Genomic DNA, 17,136 nt, shown 5'->3' with positions numbered 1-17,136 from the left:
GTCGGGTTTCCAATGAGCGTCAAGCTTCCGAAGATCGGTGGTTTGCTGAAGCGGCGCGCAAGGACCGGCGACGACGGCTCGATCGTCGTCGAGGGTGCGCGCAAGGCGACCGGCGGCAAGGCCAAGACCCGCATCATCATGACGATGGCGGTCTTCTTCGGCATCTATTCGACCATCGCCGGGCGGCTGGTCTATCTCGGTTTCCAGAACCCCGACATGTCGAACGGGCCGCAGAGCCGGGTGACGGCATCGCGGCCCGATATCGTCGACCGCAACGGTGAGGTGCTGGCGACCGACATCAAGACGGCATCGCTGTTTGCCGAGCCGCGCCGCATCGTCGATGCCGACGAGGCGATCGAAAAGCTGTCGACCATTCTGCCTGACATCGACCCCGAGCAGACTTATCACAAGCTGAAGAGCGGCGCCGGCTTCGTCTGGCTGCAGCGGCAACTGACGCCCAAGCAGCAGGCCGACATCATGCAGCTCGGCATTCCCGGCATAGGCTTTCGCACCGAAAAGCGCCGCTTCTATCCGGCAGGCGTGACCTCGTCCTACATTGTCGGCCTCACCAACATCGACAATCAGGGCATCTCCGGCATGGAGAAGTACATTGACGAGCAGGGCCTAAGCGACTTGCAGGCCTCAGGTCTCGCGGTGGCAAAAGACCTGAAGCCGGTGCAGCTTTCGATCGACCTGCGCGTCCAGCACGTGGTGCGCGACGAGATCGCCGCCGGCCTCGAACGCTATCGCGCCATGGGCGCCGGCGCCGTCGTGCTCAACATCAAGACCGGTGAAGTGGTGGCCATGGCCTCGGTGCCGGATTTCGATCCGAACAATCCCTACAATGCGCAGGACAAGGACCGCCTGAATCGCATGTCCGCCGGCCTCTACGAAATGGGCTCGACCTTCAAGAGCTTCACCTCGGCGATGGCGCTCGATTCCGGCAAGGCCAACATGAACAGCCGTTTCGACGCGTCGCATCCGATCCGTGTCGGCCATCAGGCCATCCACGACTTTCATGGCAAGAACCGCGTTCTGTCGCTCCCGGAAGTGTTCCTCTATTCCTCCAACATCGGATCGGCCCGCGAGGCCGAGATGGTCGGCATCGAGGGGCACCGCGAATTCCTGCATCGCCTCGGTATCCTGGACAGGATGCAGACCGAACTGCCTGAGGTCGCACGCCCGACCGAGCCCAAGGTCTGGAAACAGGTCAACTCCTTCACCATCGCCTTCGGCCATGGCGTGTCGACGACACCGCTGCAGGCCGCGGTCGGCTGCGCGGCGCTGATGCAGGGCTACCTGATCCAGCCGACATTCCTGGTCCGCAGCCAGCAGGAAGCCATGGCGGTGGCCAAGAGAGTGGTCAGCGAAAAGACGGTGGAGGGCATGCGCTACCTCTACACGCTCAATGCCGAGAAGGGCTCGGCCAGAAACGCCCGGGCCCCTGGCTACCGTGTTGGCGGCAAGACCGGAACGGCCGAAAAGGTCATCAATGGCCGCTACTCGAAGGAACTGAATTTCAACACCTTCGTCGCCGCTTTCCCGATGGACGATCCGCAATATCTTGTGTTTACGATTGCCGACGCTCCGCACCCGGAAAAGCCCGGGATGACCGACGTTGCAGCCAACAATGCGGGGGTCATGGCCGGCAATATCATCCGGCGGGCAGCGGCCATGCTTGGCGTGAAGCCAGATTTCAGCCATGAAAATGGTGCAACGCTGGTTTCCTATCAGTGATTCTTGGGGCGCGCCGGCAACTGCGCGCTATTTTGTTGAGATAAACGGGGTTCGATGCACCTGAGAGATTTAGCCGGTATCCTGCCTGTCGAGGGAACAACATCCCGCGATGTGGAGGTCACCGGGATTTCGTCGGATTCCCGCCAGGTCAAACCGGGCGTCGTCTTTTTCGCGCTTGCCGGCAGCAAGGCGGACGGCGCCGCCTATGCCACTGACGCCGCAAAGCGCGGCGCAGCGGCTGTTGTCGTGGGCAAGACCAGCGCCGTTACCGGCCTGTCCGTCCCGGTGCTCAGCGTCGATGATCCACGCTTGGCGCTGGCGCTGAGCGCCGCACGTTTCTTCGGCAAGCAGCCTGACACCATGGTCGCGGTCACCGGCACCGCGGGGAAGACCTCGGTCGCGGCCTTCGTCAGGCAGATCTGGGAGCAGGCCGGTTTTGCCGCCGCTTCGATCGGCACTACCGGCGTGGTGGCGCCAGGCCGCAACGATTATGGGTCGCTGACCACGCCCGATCCGGTGGCTTTGCACCAGCTGCTCAAGGAACTGGCGGAGGCCGGCGTCACCCACGCCTCGATGGAAGCCTCCAGCCACGGTCTCGACCAACGACGCCTCGATGGCGTGAAGCTCGCCGCCGGAGGCTTCACCAATCTCGGCCGCGACCACATGGACTATCATCCGACGGTCGAGGACTACCATCGCGCCAAATTGCGCCTGTTCGACACGCTGCTCCCGAAAGGCGTGCCGGCAATCATCTTTGCCGACGATCCATGGTCGGCGCCGACCATCCAGGCAGCGCAGGCCGCCGGGCTCAATGTGCTGACGGTCGGCCGTCATGGCGATTTCCTGCGCCTGAAGCGCGTCGAACACGAACGCCACCGCCAGCGCGCCGAGGTCGAAGCCGACGGCGTGCTCTACGAGATCGACCTGCCGCTGGCCGGTGATTTTCAGATCGCCAACGCGCTGGTTTCGGCCGGCTTGGCCATTTCCACTGGAACCCCTGTCGCCAAAGCATTGATGGCATTGGAGAAACTTCAGGGCGCACCAGGACGGCTCGACCTTGTCGGCGCGACCGCCAATGGCGCGCCGGTCTATGTCGACTATGCCCACAAGCCCGATGCGCTGGAAAATGTCCTGGCTGCGGTGCGGCCATTCACCACCGGCCGCGTCATTGTGGTGTTCGGCTGCGGCGGCGACCGTGACCGGGGCAAACGGCCGATCATGGGCGAAATCGCCACGCGGCTGGCCGATGTCGTCATCGTCACCGATGACAATCCGCGTTCGGAAGTTCCCGAAACCATCCGCGCCGCGATCTTGGCGGCTGCGCCCGGCGCCATCGAAATCGGCGACCGCCGCAAGGCGATCCACGACGCGGTGGCCATGCTCAAGGCCGGCGACACGCTGATCGTTGCCGGCAAGGGCCATGAAGAGGGCCAGACCATCGGCGCCGAGACATTTCCTTTCTCAGACCATGAGGAAGTCCGCTCGGCGCTGCGGGAGCGGGCCGCATGAGCGTGCTCTGGACCGCCGATGCGCTGGTTGACGCCATGGGCGGACGGCCGCTCGGGCCGATGCCGGAGGGCATTTCGGGCATTTCGATCGACAGCCGCAGCCTGCAGCCGGGCGACGCTTTCTTCGCCATCAAGGGCGAGACGATGGACGGCCATGATTTCGCGACCGCTGCGATCAAGGCCGGCGCCGGCGTGCTGGTCGTCGCCGAAGGCAAATTGCCGTCGCTCGGGCGGCTGACGGCGCCGATGATCGTGGTGCAGGATGTGCTGGCGGCACTGGAAAAACTCGGCGTTGCCGCCCGCGCGCGTTCGAAGGCGAAAATCATCGCGGTGACTGGATCAGCCGGCAAGACCACCACCAAGGAAGCGCTGCGCCATGTGCTGTCGGCGGTCGGCAAGGTGCACGCCTCGGCGCAGTCGTTCAACAATCACTGGGGCGTGCCGCTGACCTTGGCGCGCATGCCCGACGATTGCGACTATGCCGTATTCGAGATCGGCATGAACCATCCCGACGAAATCCGGCCGCTGGTCAAGATGGTCCGGCCGCATGTCGCCATCGTCACGCTGATCGCCGCCGCGCATCTCGGCTTCTTCAAAAATCTCGACGCGATCGCCAAGGCGAAGGCCGAGATTTTCGAAGGCATCGAGCCTGGCGGTGCAGCACTGCTCAACCGCGACGACGGGCGCTGGAAGCTGCTCGACAAGATGGCGCGCGCCGCTGGCGTCGAACATGTCTTCAGCTTCGGCGAAAACGCCCGCTCCACCTACAAGCTCACCAAATGCGAGCTGCATGCCGATCATTCCGACATCACCGCCAGGATCGGCGGGCAGGAGGTGACGGCTCGCATCGGCGCCCCCGGCCGTCACATGGTGCAGAATGTGCTGGCCGTCCTCGGCGCGGCGCATCTCGTTGAAGCAGATATCGGCAAGGTGGCGGAGGCGCTGGCCGATCTCTCTGCCGAACGCGGCCGCGGCAAGCGCCATGTGCTGCGTCACCCCAAGGGACCGATCACGCTGATCGACGAGAGCTACAACGCCAATCCGGCATCGATGAGCGCCGCCATGGCGCTGCTCAACGCGACGCCCGTCACGGGCGAGGGCCGGCGCATCGCTGTGCTCGGTGACATGCTTGAGCTCGGCGACCATTCGGCGAAACTGCACGCCGCCTTAGCCGAGTTGATCGTCGGCACCGGGACGCAGATGGTCTTTCTCGGCGGCCCTGAAATGCGGGCGCTGGCCGATGTCCTGCCCGACGAGATCGAAGCGGAATACCGCGCCGGCGCCGAGGATCTGAAGCCGGTATTGCTGTCGGCACTGAAGCCGGGTGACGTGGTGATGATCAAATCGTCGAAAGGCATCGGCTTTTCGAAACTGGTCGAGGCCTTGCTCGGCAAATATCCGGCTGAAGCCGCAGGCACGAAACAGAACTAGTTCCGGGGGACGGAATCGCATGTTTACACTGCTCGTCGATTTTGCGGACAAGATCTCGGTCTTCAATGTCTTCCGCTACATAACCTTCCGCACCGGCGGCGCGCTGATCACCTCGGCGCTGATCGTCTTCATCTTCGGACCGACCATCATCAACTCGCTCAGGCTCAGGCAAGGCAAGGGCCAGCCGATCCGCGCCGACGGGCCGCAGACGCATTTCAAGAAGGCCGGCACGCCGACCATGGGCGGGCTGATGATCCTGTGCGGCATCGTCGGCTCGTCGCTGTTGTGGGCGAACCTCTCCTCGATCTATGTCTGGGTGGTGCTTCTGGTGACGCTGGGCTTCGGCTCGATCGGCTTTTACGACGACTATCTCAAGGTGACGAAGCAGTCGCATCTCGGCTTTTCCGGCAAGGCCCGACTGGCGCTCGAATTCGTCATCGCCGGCATCGCCGCCTGGGTGATCATGCACAATGGCCAGGCGCCGTTCTCGTCATCGCTGACCTTCCCCTTCGCCAAGGAATTCATCGTCAATCTCGGCTGGTTCTTCGTGCCGTTCTCCTGCTTCGTCATCGTCGGCGCCGGCAATGCGGTGAATTTGACCGACGGTCTCGACGGGCTGGCGATCGTGCCGATCATGATTGCGGCGGCGTCCTTCGGCGTCATCGCCTACCTCTCCGGCAACGCCGTGTTCGCCGAATATCTGCAGATCCATTTCGTGCCCGGCACCGGCGAGCTGGCCGTCGTGCTCGGCGCAGTCATCGGCGCCGGTCTCGGCTTCCTCTGGTTCAACGCGCCGCCGGCGGCGATCTTCATGGGCGACACCGGTTCGCTGGCCATGGGCGGCCTGATTGGCACCGTCGCCGTCGCCACCAAGCACGAGATCGTGCTGGTCATTGTCGGTGGGTTGTTTGTCGTCGAAATCCTGTCGGTCATCATCCAGGTCGGCTACTTCAAGATGACCGGCAAGCGCGTCTTCCTGATGGCGCCGATCCACCATCATTTCGAAAAGCTCGGCTGGACCGAGAGCCAGGTGGTGATCCGCTTCTGGATCATCGCCGTCATTCTGGCGCTGGTCGGCCTGTCGACCCTGAAGCTGAGATAGGAGCCCGCTTGATCCCTGCCGCATCCTTTTCGGGCAAACGCGTTTCGCTCTTCGGGCTTGGCGGCTCGGGGATCGCCACGGCGCGCGCGCTGATCGAGGGCGGGGCCGACGTGCTGGCCTGGGACGACAATCCCGACAGCGTCGCCAAGGCCGCTGGCCAAGGCATTGCGACCGCCGATCTGCGCGGCGCCGACTGGGCGAAGTTCTCGGCCTTCGTGCTGTCGCCCGGGGTGCCGCTGACCCATCCCAAGCCGCATTGGACAGTCGAGTTGGCGCGCGGCGCCGGGGTCGAGGTGATCGGCGACATCGAACTGTTCTGCCGCGAGCGGATTTTGCGCGCGCCGACAGCACCCTTCATTGCCATCACCGGAACCAACGGCAAGTCGACGACGACCGCGCTGACGGCGCATATCCTGAAGTCGGCAGGGCGCGACACGCAGATGGGCGGCAATATCGGCCGCGCCATCATGACGCTCGATCCGCCGCAGCCGGACCGGCACTACGTCGTCGAATGTTCGTCCTACCAAATCGATCTGGCGCCCTCGATCAATCCGACGGCCGGCATCCTGCTCAATCTGACGCCTGATCATCTCGACCGCCACGGCACCATGCAGCACTACGCCGCGATCAAGGAGCGGCTGGTGGCCGGCAGCGAGACGGCGATCGTCGGCGTCGACGACAGCTGGTGCGCGCAGATCGCCGACCGGCTGGAACGGGCGGGCAGGCAAGTTATCCGCATCTCCAAGCGGCTGCCGCTGACCGACGGCTATTTCGCCGACGGCTCCAACCTGATGGAAGCCGTACACGGCCGCTACAGCCGCGTCGCCTTCCTCGAAGGCATAGGCTCGCTGCGCGGCCAGCACAATGCGCAGAACGCGCTGGCCGCTGTCGCCGCCTGCCTCAAGGTTGGGTTGAGCCTCGGCGAGATCCAGGCGGGGCTGGAGAGCTTTCCAGGCCTCGCGCATCGCATGGAGCAGGTCGGCCGCAAGGACCATGTGCTGTTCGTCAACGATTCCAAGGCGACCAATGCCGATGCGGCGGCACCCGCTCTGTCGAGCTTCCCGCGCATCTACTGGATCGCCGGCGGGCTGCCCAAGGAAGGCGGCATCGAGCCGCTGCGCGGCTTCTTTCCGCGCATCGCCAAGGCCTATCTGATCGGCGAGGCAGCGCCCGGCTTTTCGGCGACGCTGGGTGAAGCTGTGCCTTACGAAATCTCGGGTACGCTGGCTTCCGCGGTCGATCATGCGGCTGCTGATGCGGCCAAGGACGACAGCGGCGAGGTGGTGGTGCTGCTGTCTCCGGCCTGCGCCAGTTTCGACCAGTTCAAGAATTTCGAAGTTCGCGGCGAAGCCTTCAGGCAAGCTGCGAATGCTATCGAGGGTGTCAAACCCATCGGAGGGGCACGATAATGCAAAGCCGTCTCGACAAAAGCCCGGTTGCAACTTGGTGGTGGACGATCGATCGCTGGTTCCTGGCGGCGTTCCTGTCGCTGATGGGACTCGGCATCGTGCTGTCCTTTGCGGCAAGCCCGGCGGTCGCCGAACGCATCGGCCTCGACAGTTTCCACTTCGCCACCAGGCAGATCATCTTCACCGTGCCGGCGCTCGGCGTGATGCTGGCCGTGTCCTTCCTCGAATCCAGGCAGATCCGGCGCATGGCGCTGGTCATATTGTGCATCATGCTGGTGCTGATGGTGGCCGTGCTCTACATCGGCGTCGAGGTAAAAGGCGCGCGGCGCTGGGTGTCTTTCGTCGGCATGTCGATCCAGCCGTCCGAATTCCTGAAGCCTGCCTTCGTCATCGTCTGCGCCTGGCTGTTCGCCGAGCACAAGCGCCAGCCCGACATCCCCGGCAACCTGTTTGCCATGCTGCTGCTGATCCTGGTCATCTCGCTTCTGGTGGCGCAGCCCGATCTTGGCCAGACCATGCTGGTCACCGGCACCTGGGGCGTCATGTTCTTCATGGCCGGCCTGCCATGGCTGTGGATCATCGCGCTTGGCGCCACCGGCGCCAGCGGCCTTTTCGCGGCGTACACGGTGTTCCCGCACGTTGCCGCGCGCATCGACAAATTCCTGACCGGCGAAGGCGACACCTTCCAGGTCGACATGGGCCGCGAGGCGCTGATCAACGGCCACTGGTTCGGCGTTGGGCCGGGCGAAGGTACCGTCAAGCGCGTCATCCCCGACGCGCATGCCGACTTCGTGTTTTCGGTCGCCGGTGAGGAATTCGGGCTGATCATGTGTTTCTTCATCATGTCGATCTTCGCCTTCATCGTGCTGCGCGGCCTCAACACGGCGCTGAAGGAGCATGACGATTTCACCCGCTATGCCGTCGGCGGGCTGGTCACGGTGTTCGGCCTGCAGTCGGTCATCAACATGTGCGTCAACCTGCAGCTGATGCCGGCCAAGGGCATGACGCTGCCCTTCATCTCCTATGGCGGCTCTTCGCAGATCGCCATTGCCATCTCGATGGGCATGGTGCTGGCGCTGACGCGCAAGCGCCCGGAAAAGCGCAAGCAGATGGGCTTTGCCCTGTCGCAGCGCGCCTTGCCGGCGGAGTGATATGGCGCGGGGTGTCATTCTTCTCGCGGCGGGCGGAACCGGTGGACATCTGTTTCCGGCCGAGGCGCTGGCGCATGAGCTGATCGAGCGCGGCTGGGCGGTACATCTGGCGACGGACGATCGCGCGGAGCGGTTTGCCGGGCATTTCCCGGCGGCGGCCATCCATCCGATCCAGTCGGCGACGATGGGTTCGAAAAACCCTGTCGCCCTGCTCGGCGCGTTCTGGAAGATCTGGCGTGGCGTGCGGCAGGCTTCCGCTGTCATCGCCAGGATCAAGCCTGACGCGGTCGTCGGCTTCGGCGGTTATCCGACCTTGCCGCCACTTTATGCCGCGACGCGGCGCAAGGTGCCGACGCTGATCCATGAGCAGAACGCGGTGATGGGCCGCGCCAACCGGGCGCTGTCCCGCCGCGTCGATGCCATTGCCGGCGGCTTCCTGCCCGAAGATGAAAGTGCTGCCGGCGCCAAGACGGTCATCACAGGCAATCCGGTCAGGCCGCCAATCCTGGAAGCGGCAAAGACGCCCTACACGGCCTCCGCCGGGGAAGAGCCGTTTCGGCTCCTGGTGTTCGGCGGCAGCCAGGGCGCACAGTTCTTTTCCGACGCCATGCCGGCAGCCATGGCACTTCTGCCGGAGGCGCAGCGCAAGCGGCTGGTGATCACCCAGCAGGCTCGCGCCGACGACGTGGCGCGGGTGAAGACGGGCTATGCAGCCCTTGGCGTCCATGTCGAGGTCTCGCCCTTCTTTACCGACATGGCGCAGCGCATGGCCACCGCGCATCTGGTGATCTCGCGTTCCGGCGCCTCGACGGTCTCGGAAATCGCCGTCATCGGCCGGCCGGCGCTGCTGGTGCCTTATCCCTATGCGCTGGACCACGACCAGGCAGCGAACGCAGCCGCCCTTGCCGCCGCCGGTGGCGGCGAGGTGCATCCGCAATCCTCGCTGTCGCCCGAGCGCATCGCGGCGCTGATTGGTGGGCTGATGGACAATCCCGAGCGGCTGGCGGCCATGGCTGCCGGCGCGAAGTCAGCAGGCCGGCCGGACGCGGCACGGTTGCTCGCCGATCTCACAGAGGCTATTGCGTCCAGAAAAACCGTATCGGATTTCAGGAAAGGGACGCATTGATGAAGATGCCGCAGACCATCGGCCTTGTGCATTTCATCGGCATTGGCGGCATCGGCATGAGCGGCATCGCCGAGGTGCTGCACAATCTCGGCTACAAGGTGCAGGGCTCGGACCAGGCCGACAGCGCCAATGTGCAGCGGCTGCGCGACAAGGGCATCGAATGTTTCGTCGGTCACAAGGCTGAGAATATCGGCGCCGCCGAAGTGGTGGTCGTCTCCACCGCGATCAAGAAATCCAATCCCGAGCTGAAGGCCGCGCGCGAAAAGCTGTTGCCGATCGTGCGCCGCGCCGAGATGCTGGCCGAGTTGATGCGCTTCCGCCAGGCCGTCGCCATCGGCGGCACGCATGGCAAGACGACGACGACCTCGATGGTGGCGACGCTGCTCGACGCCGGCGGGCTCGATCCGACGGTCATCAATGGCGGCATCATCAATGCCTACGGCACCAATGCCCGCATGGGCGACGGCGAGTGGATGGTGGTCGAAGCCGACGAAAGCGACGGCACCTTCCTGAAGCTGCCGGCCGAAATTGCCGTCGTCACCAACATCGATCCCGAGCACCTCGACCATTACGGCAGCTTCGACAAGGTGCGTGAAGCCTTCCGGCAGTTCGTCGAGAACGTGCCGTTCTACGGCTTTGGCGTGATGTGCACCGACCACCCGGAAGTGCAGGCGCTGGTCAGCCGCATCGAGGACCGCCGCGTCATTACCTACGGCGAGAACGCCCAGGCCGATGTTCGCTTCACCAACCACCGCATGGCCGGTGCCGCCTCCGAATTCGACGTGGTGATCCGCGACCGCAAGACCGGCGACCAGATCACGATATCAGACCTGCGGCTGCCGATGCCCGGCCGCCACAACGTCTCCAATGCCACCGCCGCGATCGCGGTTGCGCATGAGCTCGGACTTTCGGCCGAAGCGATCAAGAAGGGGCTGTCGTCCTTTGCCGGCGTCAAGCGGCGCTTTACCCACACCGGCTCGTGGGACGGCGTCGAAATTTTCGACGATTACGGCCATCACCCGGTCGAGATCACGGCGGTGCTGAAGGCGGCGCGCAGCGCCACCAAAGGCCGCGTCATCGCCATTGCGCAACCGCACCGCTTCACCCGGCTGCACGATCTGTTCGACGAATTCTCGGTTTGCTTCAACGATGCCGACACGGTGATGCTGGCGCCGGTCTATGCGGCGGGCGAGGAGCCGATCGATGGCGTGACCTCGGAGGCGCTGGTGTCGCGCATCCGCTCTGGCGGCCACCGCGACGCGCGCTATATCGACGGTCCGGCTGCCATCGCCCCTACCATTCGCGAGTTGGCCAAGCCTGGCGACTTCGTCGTCTTCCTCGGCGCCGGCAACATTACTCAATGGGCCTATGCGCTGCCCAAAGAACTCGGCGGTGCGGTCTCATGATGCGCGGCCAGGACCTGATCGACAGACTTGGTGACCGGCTTGCCGGCCTGCGCGGCCGCATCACGCCCAACGCCGAGATGGACAAGATCACCTGGTTCCGCGCCGGAGGGCTGGCCGAGGCGCTGTTTCAGCCGGCCGACGAGGAAGACCTTGCCGCCTTCCTGCGCGCCGTGCCGGAGGAGATCCCGCTCACCGTCGTCGGCGTCGGCTCCAACCTCCTGGTGCGCGACGGCGGCATTCCGGGTTTCGTCATCAGGCTTTCTGCGAAGGGCTTTGGCGAGGCCGAGGTGGTTTCGCCGACCGGCATCAAGGCGGGCGCTGCGACACCCGACAAGCGCGTTGCTGCTGTCGCCTACGAAGCCGGCATAGGCGGCTTTCATTTCTATCACGGTATTCCCGGCGCCATCGGTGGGGCGCTGAGGATGAACGCCGGCGCCAATGGCGTCGAGACGCGCGAGCGCGTCGTCGAGGTGCGCGCGCTCGACCGCAAGGGCAATCTCCACACGCTCAGCAATGAAGACATGGGCTATGCCTATCGTCACTCGGCAGCACCTGCCGGGCTGATCTTCACCTCCGCCATTTTCGAAGGCGTGCCGGAAGACAAGGCGGCGATCAAGGCGGCGATGGATGCCGTCCAGACGCATCGCGAGACGGTGCAGCCGATCCGCGAGAAGACCGGCGGCTCGACCTTCAAGAATCCGGAAGGCACCTCGGCCTGGAAGGAGATCGACAAGGCCGGCTGCCGTGGACTGATGATCGGCGGCGCGCAGATGTCGCCGATGCACTGCAACTTCATGATCAACACCGGAACCGCGACCGGCTACGACCTCGAATATCTCGGCGAGACGGTGCGCGCCCGCGTGCTTGTAAACTCCGGCATCCGGCTGCAGTGGGAAATCAAGCGCCTCGGCAATTTTCGCCCCGGCCACGCGGTGCAGGAATTCCTCGGACAGCTCCTTTAGCGCAAGCTGAAGTTCATGTGATGCATGAACTTCAAACGGCCTGAAATAGCCGTTCGACCGTTGCCCGAAAGACTCACAACACGCTTTTTGCCGCCGTTTTCGCGGAAAGTGAATCTGTCGGAATCATAAGCACTTGCCAGCGAATCAACTCTCTGATTCTCTGCCCTAAAGCGTTTCCTGATTTGAGTCGTTCGACGCGTCGACCGCGTTTTCCGTCTGGGGGGCAACCTGCCGGGAGACTCGGACTCAATCTGGCCGCTGAATGCGTGGTTGCGAGCCCGCCGTGAGAGGGGATGACGGGATATGAAGAACAAGCATGTGGCTGTCCTCCTGGGCGGATTCTCGTCCGAGCGGCCCGTGTCTCTGTCTTCGGGGAAGGCGTGTGCGGATGCGCTTGAGAATGAAGGCTACCAGGTTACCCGCGTCGACGTTGCACGCGACGTCGGCGCCGTGCTTGCCGCGCTCAAGCCTGATGTCGTCTTCAATGCGCTGCACGGTCCGTTCGGCGAGGATGGCACCATCCAGGGCATCCTCGAATATCTGGCCATTCCCTACACCCATTCGGGCGTGCTCGCCTCGGCGCTCGCCATGAACAAGGAGCAGGCCAAGAAGGTTGCCAAAGCTGCCGGTATTGCGGTGGCGGAATCGAAGGTTGCCAGCCGCTTCGCCATCCGGAACAAGCACCCGATGAAGCCGCCCTATGTGGTGAAGCCCGTCAATGAAGGCTCGAGCTTCGGCGTCGTCATTGTGCATGAGGGGCAGTCGCATCCGCCGCAGGTCATCGGTTCGTCGGACTGGAAATATGGCGAGACTGTCATGGTCGAGCGCTACATCCATGGCCGCGAACTGACCTGCGCCGTCATGGGCGACGTGGCGCTCGGCGTCTGCGAGATCATCCCGACCGGCCATTCCTTCTACGACTATGATTCAAAATACGTTGCCGGCGGATCAAAACACGAAATCCCTGCTAAAATTTCACCGAATATTTACCAAAAAATACAGACACTGGCGCTCAAGGCACATCTGGCTATCGGCTGTCGGGGCGTTTCCCGGTCGGACTTCCGTTATGACGATCGTCACTCCGAAAACGGCGAAATTGTCTGGCTCGAGATCAACACTCAGCCGGGCATGACGCCGACGTCTTTGGTGCCTGAAATCGCCGCCCAAGCGGGGCATTCGTTCGGCGATCTGTTGAGTTGGATGGTGGAGGACGCTTCGTGTCTGCGTTGAAATGGGGACAGGACAAGGGCAGGGGCGGCGCCGGGCCGGTGCTGTTCGGCATGCCGTTGTCGTTCGACCATTTCGTGCTGCCGCGTGTGTTGCGCCGGCCGGTGCGCGTGCTGGCGCGCCTGGGTGGCGGCGACTTCGTCGCGCCGCGCTTTTCGGCGGCCATCCTGTCGGCTTCGCTCATTGCATCAAGCAGCCTCTATGGCGCCATTCTCGGCGGCCATGCCGATGACATCGTCCAGGGCATCACTGCTCGCACCGGCTTTGCCGTCGACCAGATCAAGGTGGTGGGCAACCGCCAGACCTCGGAGATCGACATACTGGACCGGCTGGAGCTCGACGGCTGGACGTCGCTGATCGGCTTCGATGCCGAGGCCGCGCGTGAACGTATTGACACCTTGCCCTGGGTCGAGGTCGCGGCCGTGCGCAAGGTCTATCCGCATACGCTGGAAGTGCGTGTCGAGGAGCGCGAACCCTTCGCGCTCTGGCAGCAGGGCTCGGAGCTTTCGGTCATCGAGCGTTCCGGCGCGGTGATCGCACCGTTCTCGGGCGGCAAGCAGGCCTTGCTGCCACTGATCATCGGCACCGGCGCGCCGGCCAAGGCGCCCGACTTCCTGGCCAAGATCCAGAAATTTCCCGAGCTTGCCGCGCGGGTCAAAGGCTATATCCGCATCGGCGAACGGCGCTGGGACCTGAAGCTGGAAAACGGCATCACGGTCAAGCTTCCGGAGGATGGCGAAGATCAGTCGATCGCCGATCTGGTCCGCATGGATCATGACAAGGGGCTTTTGACACGCGATATCGCCGCCGTCGACATGCGCATCTCCGATCGTCTGGTCGTGCAACTGACGCCGGAAGCAGCAACGCAGCGCCAGGCCGCGCTCAATGAAAAGCCGCAAAATCTGAAGCGCAAGTCGGGGACGAAGATATGAGCTGGCTTGGCGGCAACAGCGATGCCTCTTCGCGCCGCTCCGGCACGCTCACCGTGCTGGATGTCGGCTCGAGCAAGGTTTGCTGCGTGGTGGCGAAGCTCAAGCCGCGCGAGGACGGCAAGCTGTTGCGCGGCCGCTCGCACCGCATTCAGGTGATCGGCATCGGTCATCAGAAATCGCAAGGCGTGAAGTCGGGCGTGGTTGTCGATCTCGACCGCGCCGAGCATGCCATCCGCCTCTCGGTCGACGCTGCCGAGCGCATGGCGGGACTGACGGTGGACTCGTTGATCGTCAACATGACCGCCGGCAGGCTGAAGAGCGAAACCTATTCGGCCACCATCAACCTCGGTGGCCATCAGGCCGACGAAGCAGACATCAAGCGCGTCCTTGCCGCCGGCGCCAAGCAGGCGCTGAAGGCTGAGCGCGACGTGATCCATTCGCTGCCCGTCGGCTTTTCGCTGGATGCCGAACGCGGCGTGCGCGATCCGCGCGGCATGGTCGGCGACCAGCTCGGCGTCGACATGCATGTGCTGACGGGTGACGCCGCACCGCTGCGCAATCTGGAGCTCTGCATCAACCGCTCGCATCTGTCTGTCGAGCGCATGGTGGCGACGCCCTATGCCAGCGGGCTAGCGGCGCTTGTTGACGACGAACTCGAAATGGGTGCCGCCTGCATCGACATGGGCGGCGGCACGACGACGATCTCGGTGTTTTCGGAAGGCAAGTTCGTCCATGGCGACGCGATTGCCATTGGCGGCAATCACGTGACGCTGGACATGGCCAAGGGCCTGTCGACATCGCTCGACGCCGCAGAACGGCTGAAGGTGATGCATGGTTCGGCGCTGCCCGGCAGTGCCGACGATCGCGACCTGGTTTCGATCCAGCCGATCGGCGAGGAAGGCGAGATGCCGCTGCAGATCCCGCGCTCGGTGATGACGCGCATCATCCGCGCCCGCATCGATGAGACGCTCGAACTCCTGCGCGACCGGCTGAACAAGTCCGGCTACGGCAATGCCGTGGGAAAACGCGTCGTGCTGACTGGTGGGGCCAGCCAGCTTGCCGGCCTGCCGGAAGCGGCGCGCCGGATTCTCGGACGCAATGTGCGCATCGGCCGCCCGCTCGGCGTGGCGGGCCTGCCGGAAGCCGCCAAGGGGCCGGCTTTCTCGACGGCGGTCGGACTGCTGATCTATCCGCAGATGGCGAGTTTCGAGAGCCATCCGGCGAAAGGAATTTCCGGTCTCAGGATGACCGGAACGGGCGGAAAACTGCATCGCATGAGTCAGTGGTTGAGAGACAGTTTCTAATTGACGGGGACAGCCCCATAGGCGGCCGCGGCGGCGAAGCGGCGGGAAAGGCAAAGGACGGAGACAATGACCATCAATCTGCAAAAGCCGGACATCACCGAGCTCAAGCCGCGGATCACCGTGTTCGGTGTCGGCGGCGGTGGCGGCAATGCCGTCAACAACATGATCACCGCTGGCTTGCGCGGCGTCGAGTTCGTGGTGGCCAACACCGACGCGCAGGCGCTGACCATGTCGAAGGCCGAGCGGCTGATCCAGCTCGGCGCGCATGTCACCGAGGGTCTCGGCGCCGGATCGCAGCCGGAGGTCGGCCGCGCGGCGGCTGAGGAGTGCATCGATGAAATCATCGATCACCTCTCCAACACCCATATGTGCTTCGTCACGGCCGGCATGGGCGGCGGCACCGGCACCGGTGCTGCTCCGGTCGTTGCCCGCGCGGCGCGCGAAAAAGGCATCCTCACCGTCGGCGTCGTCACCAAGCCGTTCCATTTCGAAGGTCAGCGTCGCATGAAGACGGCGGACCTCGGCATCGAGGAGCTGCAGAAATGTGTCGATACCCTGATCGTCATCCCCAACCAGAACCTGTTCCGGCTGGCCAATGACAAGACCACCTTTGCCGACGCCTTCGCCATGGCCGACCAGGTGCTCTACTCCGGTGTTGCCTGCATCACCGACCTGATGGTCAAGGAAGGCCTGATCAATCTCGACTTTGCCGACGTGCGTTCGGTGATGCGCGAAATGGGCAAGGCGATGATGGGCACCGGCGAGGCTTCGGGCGAGGGCCGCGCAATGGCCGCCGCCGAGGCAGCGATCGCCAACCCGCTGCTCGACGAGACCTCGATGAGGGGCGCCAAGGGCCTGCTGATCTCGATCACCGGCGGCCGCGACCTGACCCTGTTCGAAGTCGACGAAGCCGCGACCCGCATCCGCGAGGAAGTCGATCAGGACGCCAACATCATCCTCGGCGCCACTTTCGACGAGGAACTCGAAGGCGTTATCCGCGTCTCGGTGGTCGCCACCGGCATCGACAAGTCGGCGGCCGAAATCGCCGCGGTGCCGATCTCGATCCGCGCCGTGCCGCCGCAGCCGAAGCCGGTCGCCCGTCCGGCTCCGGCCGCGGAAGTCCGGCCAGCACCGGTCCAGCAGACCTATGAGCAGCGCGCGGCCGATCCGGTCGCCGAGGCGATCCAGCTTGCCGAAGCCAATGCGGCGGCAATGGCTCGTCCGGCGCCGATGGCCCAGGCGGAAGATTTCCGCCCGCAGAGCAAGATCTTCCAGGCCCCGCCGGCGCAACCGCAGCCTGTCGTGCAGCAGGTGATGCAGCCGGCGCCGCTCAGGGAAATGCCGCAGCCGGTGGCTGCCGCGCCGCAGCGCATGCCGCGGGTGGAGGATTTTCCGCCGGTGGTGAAGGCCGAGGTGGAAGCCAAGGGCAGGCCGACCGACCATGAAAACAGCGGGCCGATGGGGTTGCTCAAGCGGCTGACCAACGGCCTGACGCGCCGCGAGGAAGAACCGGCCCGGCTGCAGCCGGCGCAGCCGCGCGAACCGAAACTGCGCCAGGCAGCGCCCGAAATGCGCCGCCTTGCCAGCCAGGATCCGCAGCTTTACGCGCCGCGCCGCGGCCAGCTCGACGATCAGGGCCGGTTGACGCCGCAGACCAGGTCGGCCCAGGAAGACGACCAGCTGGAGATCCCGGCTTTCCTGCGCCGCCAGGCCAACTGAGGCGTTAACGGTATGTAACACTTGTTAACAGGCAGACGAGAGATCGTTTGCCTGTTAACTCAAAAGATCCTTTGATAACAGAGCGTTACGAAGTGACGCTCATAGCCGGCCGCGGTTACACA

13 protein-coding genes are annotated in these 17,136 nt (G+C 64.2%); all 13 read left to right on the top strand.

The window, feature by feature from the left end; translation table 11 throughout:
• The first annotated feature begins 12 nt into the window (after window positions 1-12).
• The 13 genes from AC1DYC_RS10490 to ftsZ all read left to right on the top strand — a co-directional run bounded on the left by AC1DYC_RS10490 (window position 13) and on the right by ftsZ (window position 17,014).
• On the top strand, window positions 13-1,737 hold the full coding sequence (locus AC1DYC_RS10490; protein ID WP_477406017.1) for a peptidoglycan D,D-transpeptidase FtsI family protein: 1,725 nt from the start codon (window positions 13-15) through the stop codon (window positions 1,735-1,737).
• Between the two features lie 54 nt (window positions 1,738-1,791).
• Window positions 1,792-3,246, top strand: a complete 1,455-nt coding sequence (locus tag AC1DYC_RS10485) for a UDP-N-acetylmuramoyl-L-alanyl-D-glutamate--2,6-diaminopimelate ligase (protein ID WP_477406015.1) — start codon at window positions 1,792-1,794, stop codon at window positions 3,244-3,246.
• Complete coding sequence (locus AC1DYC_RS10480; RefSeq protein ID WP_477406013.1) at window positions 3,243-4,676, top strand: UDP-N-acetylmuramoylalanyl-D-glutamyl-2,6-diaminopimelate--D-alanyl-D-alanine ligase; 1,434 nt, start codon at window positions 3,243-3,245, stop codon at window positions 4,674-4,676. The genes AC1DYC_RS10485 and AC1DYC_RS10480 overlap by 4 nt, the downstream gene beginning before the upstream one ends.
• Before the next feature lie 19 nt (window positions 4,677-4,695).
• Complete coding sequence (mraY, locus tag AC1DYC_RS10475) at window positions 4,696-5,778, top strand: phospho-N-acetylmuramoyl-pentapeptide-transferase (RefSeq protein WP_477231526.1); 1,083 nt, start codon at window positions 4,696-4,698, stop codon at window positions 5,776-5,778.
• Window positions 5,779-5,786: 8 nt separating this feature from the next.
• On the top strand, window positions 5,787-7,187 hold the full coding sequence (gene murD / locus AC1DYC_RS10470; RefSeq protein WP_477406011.1) for a UDP-N-acetylmuramoyl-L-alanine--D-glutamate ligase: 1,401 nt from the start codon (window positions 5,787-5,789) through the stop codon (window positions 7,185-7,187).
• On the top strand, window positions 7,187-8,338 hold the full coding sequence (gene ftsW / locus AC1DYC_RS10465; protein WP_112560384.1) for a putative lipid II flippase FtsW: 1,152 nt from the start codon (window positions 7,187-7,189) through the stop codon (window positions 8,336-8,338). Before murD ends, ftsW begins: the two co-directional genes overlap by 1 nt.
• 1 nt (window position 8,339) lies before the next feature.
• Entirely contained in the window at window positions 8,340-9,464 is a 1,125-nt protein-coding gene (gene murG / locus AC1DYC_RS10460; protein ID WP_477406009.1) for an undecaprenyldiphospho-muramoylpentapeptide beta-N-acetylglucosaminyltransferase, read from the top strand.
• On the top strand, window positions 9,464-10,870 hold the full coding sequence (gene murC, locus AC1DYC_RS10455; protein WP_477406007.1) for a UDP-N-acetylmuramate--L-alanine ligase: 1,407 nt from the start codon (window positions 9,464-9,466) through the stop codon (window positions 10,868-10,870). The genes murG and murC overlap by 1 nt, the downstream gene beginning before the upstream one ends.
• On the top strand, window positions 10,867-11,832 hold the full coding sequence (gene murB, locus AC1DYC_RS10450; protein WP_477406005.1) for a UDP-N-acetylmuramate dehydrogenase: 966 nt from the start codon (window positions 10,867-10,869) through the stop codon (window positions 11,830-11,832). The genes murC and murB overlap by 4 nt, the downstream gene beginning before the upstream one ends.
• A 303-nt stretch (window positions 11,833-12,135) precedes the next feature.
• Window positions 12,136-13,062, top strand: coding sequence for a D-alanine--D-alanine ligase (locus AC1DYC_RS10445; protein ID WP_477406003.1), 927 nt, complete (start codon window positions 12,136-12,138; stop codon window positions 13,060-13,062).
• Window positions 13,050-13,991, top strand: coding sequence for a cell division protein FtsQ/DivIB (locus AC1DYC_RS10440; protein WP_477406001.1), 942 nt, complete (start codon window positions 13,050-13,052; stop codon window positions 13,989-13,991). The genes AC1DYC_RS10445 and AC1DYC_RS10440 overlap by 13 nt, the downstream gene beginning before the upstream one ends.
• On the top strand, window positions 13,988-15,295 hold the full coding sequence (gene ftsA, locus AC1DYC_RS10435) for a cell division protein FtsA (protein WP_112560390.1): 1,308 nt from the start codon (window positions 13,988-13,990) through the stop codon (window positions 15,293-15,295). The genes AC1DYC_RS10440 and ftsA overlap by 4 nt, the downstream gene beginning before the upstream one ends.
• 66 nt (window positions 15,296-15,361) lie before the next feature.
• A complete protein-coding gene (gene ftsZ, locus AC1DYC_RS10430; protein WP_477405999.1) occupies window positions 15,362-17,014 on the top strand; it encodes a cell division protein FtsZ in 1,653 nt (550 codons plus the stop codon).
• Window positions 17,015-17,136: the final 122 nt, after the last annotated feature.

The sequence above is a fragment of the Mesorhizobium sp. P2_E7 genome, from assembly GCF_056403855.1.
This window is presented reverse-complemented; position numbering and strand designations above follow the sequence as displayed.